The sequence below is a fragment of the Winogradskyella sp. genome, from assembly GCF_013213975.1.
Classification (GTDB): Bacteria; Bacteroidota; Bacteroidia; order Flavobacteriales; family Flavobacteriaceae; genus Winogradskyella.
Genome location: NZ_JABSST010000138.1, coordinates 1 through 3713, shown reverse-complemented (window position 1 = coordinate 3713; position 3713 = coordinate 1). Strand labels below are relative to the sequence as shown.

Sequence of the window (3713 nt, the reverse complement as noted above, 5' to 3'; positions counted from 1 at the left end):
GTCCAAATTAAAATGGTGGTTGTAGCTCAGTTGGTTAGAGCGCCTGATTGTGGTTCAGGAGGTCGTCGGTTCGAGACCGATCTTCCACCCAAAAAGACAAAGCCTTTCAGAAATGAAAGGCTTTTTTTGTATACTCTTGTAAGAGTACTATGTTATTCTGTAGCTTTATCGACAACTATTCTCTCATCCCTATTCGCTAATTCCCATGCTGTATGAAAAACTAAGCGCGTTCTGTTTTCCAACAGATCATATTCAATTTTATCGGGTGTATCAGTAGGTCTATGATAATCATCGTGAGTGCCATTAAAATAAAAAATAACTGGAATATTATTTTTAGCAAAGTTGTAATGGTCAGATCTGTAATAATAACGGTTGGGGTCATTTTCGTCGTTAAATTTATAATCAAGATCAAGATTACAATACTTAGAATTAACTGCTTCAGATATATTATGAAGGTCGGTACTTAATTTATCACTTCCAATGAGATAAATATAATTTCTTTCACCTTCAATACGCTTAGGATCAGTTCGTCCTATCATATCTATATTAAGATCGGCAACTGTATTTTCAAGCGGAAATATAGGTTCTACATCGGTATAATAACTTGACCCGAGCAGTCCTTTTTCCTCCCCAGTGACATGTAAAAATAAAAGCGAACGTTTTGCACCATTGCCTTCATTTTTTGCCTTTTTAAATGCTTCAGCAATTTCAATAAGTGCAACTGTACCAGATCCATCATCGTCAGCACCATTGCAAATCTCCCCGTTATAATAACCAATATGATCAAGATGTGCAGATAAAACGATGATTTCCTCTGGTTTTTCGCTTCCTTCTATATATGCTAAAACATTTTCAGAATTAACATCTTCAGTTTTATTTTCAACTGATATTTCTAAATTAGTTTGAACAACCGTTTGTTCAGATTTTTGCAACACATCTTTGTGTAAGGCTTTTCCAAATTCTTCATTTACCAATAGCATCAATAATTCGTCTTTGTTATTTTTTACAGATAATCTACCTTTTGATCCTGAGGCAGCCTGTCTTTGGTAATAAGGTGCATATCGGCTAAATAAAAAGTCATCCATATAAATTAGGGCTATAGCACCATTAGCTATGGCAGCCTCTCTTTTACTGGATAGAGATTGACGTCCATTTGTCCATTTGGTTTCCTCATTTTTACCTGAGGTTACATAGTTACCGTCCCCATCTTTAGGTTCTCCAGATTTTGCAAGAACGATTTTTCCTTTAACATCAATTCCTTTGTAATCAGAATAATTTTCTGAATCTATTCCATAACCAACATAGGCAATTTCTTTGGTTTGTAATTCTAAGTTTTCTGAAGTTCTCAATACAATATGACTCTCGAAATTGCTTAATTCGCTACCATTTATGATTATCTTGGCTTTAGCTACACTTTGTCTTTGCAAAGGAACCTCCTGAAAATAGTCATCTTCACCCAATGGTGATTTAATCCCTAATGCTTTATATTGAGATTTGATGTACTCAACGGCTAATTTTTGTCCATTTTCCCCTGTGTCCCTGCCTTCAAATTCATCCGAAGCATATCGATAAAGCATTTCTTTTAATTCGTCGGAGGTTATTGTTGAAGCATATTCTACAGGATCAAGCGTTTTAACTTCATTCATTAATTTTGATGAAGATGTTGATTTTGAAGGTGTACCACATCCAACAATAATGGTACATAACAGCATTAAGCGTAAAAGTGTTTTCATGTCAATTATTTTTTTTAAAATTACGAAAATCGATGTAGTAGGGATTTGTGCCTAGAAATCTTTTTAAAAACTTTAACACTAAAGGACCCCGGTACTTAATCTGTCTGGCGAATTCGCCAAATACCAAGCTGTCGAGAAAATTAATTTTGTGCGTTTCTCAAGAAGCTTATAATTAATTTTATCTGCTGTATCCGTTGGCTTTGTATAATCTTCATGCTCTCCATTAAAAAAGAAAACTACAGGAATACCTTTAACCGCGAAATTATAGTGATCTGACCGGTAATAATAACGGTTAGTATCATTTGGGTCATTGTATTTATAATCTAAGTTGAGTCCAACGAAATTTGAATTCGCTGCTTGAATTATGAAATGTAACTCGGTACTTTTTCGGTCGGCTCCAATCACATAAATGTAGTCTTCGTTATCTAAATGTTGTTTATCCACACGACCTATCATATCAATATTTAAAGTACTGATAGTATTTTCTATTGGAAATATAGGATGCTCTGTGTAATATCTAGAACCGTGAAGTCCCACCTCCTCGGCAGTGACATGTAAAAACACGACAGACCTTTTTGGGCCATTACCATCCATTTTTGCTTTTTTAAATGCCTGGGCTATTTCAAAAACCGCAGCAGTTCCAGAACCGTTGTCGTCTGCTCCTGGATAGATATTTCCATCTATAATTCCTTCATGGTCAGAATGTGCAGAAATATAAACATACTCTTCTGGGTATTCTGAACCTTCAATATAAGCTATTACATTTTGAGAATCGTTTAGCTCTTCTGGAAGAACATTATTTGGAACTATTTGGTAGTAATTAGGATGAGATTCGGGAGCCTTAATACCATGATCTTTGTAATAAGTTCTAATGAAATCGCATACGCGATTGTGACCCTCTTCTCCAGTCTTTCTTCCATTGTATTTAGGTGAAGCAATTTCTTCAACATGAATTTGTAATTCATCAGATTTAATGGTATTCAAATATTTAATGACATCTGCTTCATTTTCATATGCAATACTCTCCTTTAAATTTTTGACTTTTTCACTGTGTCTCAATGTAGCGCATGATCCAACAAGAAGTAGTGCAAATGCAAATAGAATTTTCATTTTAAAAAATTGATTTAAACAAAAATAGAATAAATGTTCTATAAATAGCCCTGTACTTTAACTCTAATTATTGAAATTTACCATAAGAAATTCGAATCTCAAAAATTTCATTGTTTATTGATGTTTTGAGAATTTATTTGTTCATTTTTATCAACCTCAAATTTGCCAATTTTATCATTAATCCCTTTATAAATTAGTAAACTCACTGAAATGATAACCATTAGAAAAATATACTGAATTGATTTTGTTTTTAGTCCGTCCTTCCTTGATATGTAAATAACGATCAAGCCAGAAAGAAAAGCGATAATAATAGGTGTGACCGCGATGTTTGAATAGGTAGTTACTGATAAAATCGTTGCTGTTAAAGCTGAGAGAAATCCAACAATGATAAATGCTTTTTTCATAATTTCGTTTATTATATGGTGATCGCTTTCTATTCTTGGGTATACTTTAAGATTAAGGGTGACAACATTTGTGAAGCCAAAATTATCAGAAATATATTAACTGAATTACTTTCGTTAATCTATTATAAACTACTCCGAAAATACAAAGCTTATTTAGATATAGCTAAATTTATGAGTGTTATTAAAAAACTAGTAAAAAATCTTTGGCTACTTCGAAAAGGGTTTTATATTTGCATCCGCAATTGGAGAAATGGCAGAGTGGTCGAATGCACTGGTCTTGAAAACCAGCGAGGGTCACACCTCCGGGGGTTCGAATCCCTCTTTCTCCGCTGAAGTTTTATTAATTTCAACTAAAGTCCTGTAAATGTATAGTTTACGGGACTTTTGCTTTTGTAAAAGGATGATCATGTTGCTATAAAACAATGATTTTCCGCTTTATTTTTAATTTCATCAATTTTTTTAGCAC

Annotated in this window: 3 protein-coding genes and 2 tRNA genes; 2 read left to right on the top strand and 3 right to left on the bottom strand. The window is 33.6% G+C overall.

Annotated elements, in window-relative coordinates:
• Positions 1–14: 14 nt before the first annotated feature.
• Positions 15–90 (top strand) — tRNA-His (locus HRU49_RS14270).
• Positions 91–152: 62 nt separating this feature from the next.
• Here HRU49_RS14270 and HRU49_RS14265 read toward each other — a convergent pair.
• The 3 genes from HRU49_RS14265 to HRU49_RS14255 all read right to left on the bottom strand — a co-directional run bounded on the left by HRU49_RS14265 (position 153) and on the right by HRU49_RS14255 (position 3247).
• Positions 153–1733, bottom strand: a complete 1581-nt coding sequence (locus HRU49_RS14265; protein WP_296358333.1) for a M28 family peptidase — start codon at positions 1731–1733, stop codon at positions 153–155.
• A gap of 78 nt (positions 1734–1811) precedes the next feature.
• Positions 1812–2843 carry a M28 family metallopeptidase gene (locus HRU49_RS14260; protein ID WP_296358331.1) on the bottom strand — a complete coding sequence of 344 codons (1032 nt, stop codon included), beginning with the start codon at positions 2841–2843 and terminating at the stop codon, positions 1812–1814.
• Between the two features lie 107 nt (positions 2844–2950).
• Complete coding sequence (locus HRU49_RS14255) at positions 2951–3247, bottom strand: hypothetical protein (protein WP_296358329.1); 297 nt, start codon at positions 3245–3247, stop codon at positions 2951–2953.
• 244 nt (positions 3248–3491) lie between these two features.
• Here HRU49_RS14255 and HRU49_RS14250 point away from each other — a divergent pair.
• A tRNA-Ser gene (locus HRU49_RS14250) sits at positions 3492–3576 on the top strand.
• Positions 3577–3713 lie beyond the last annotated feature (137 nt).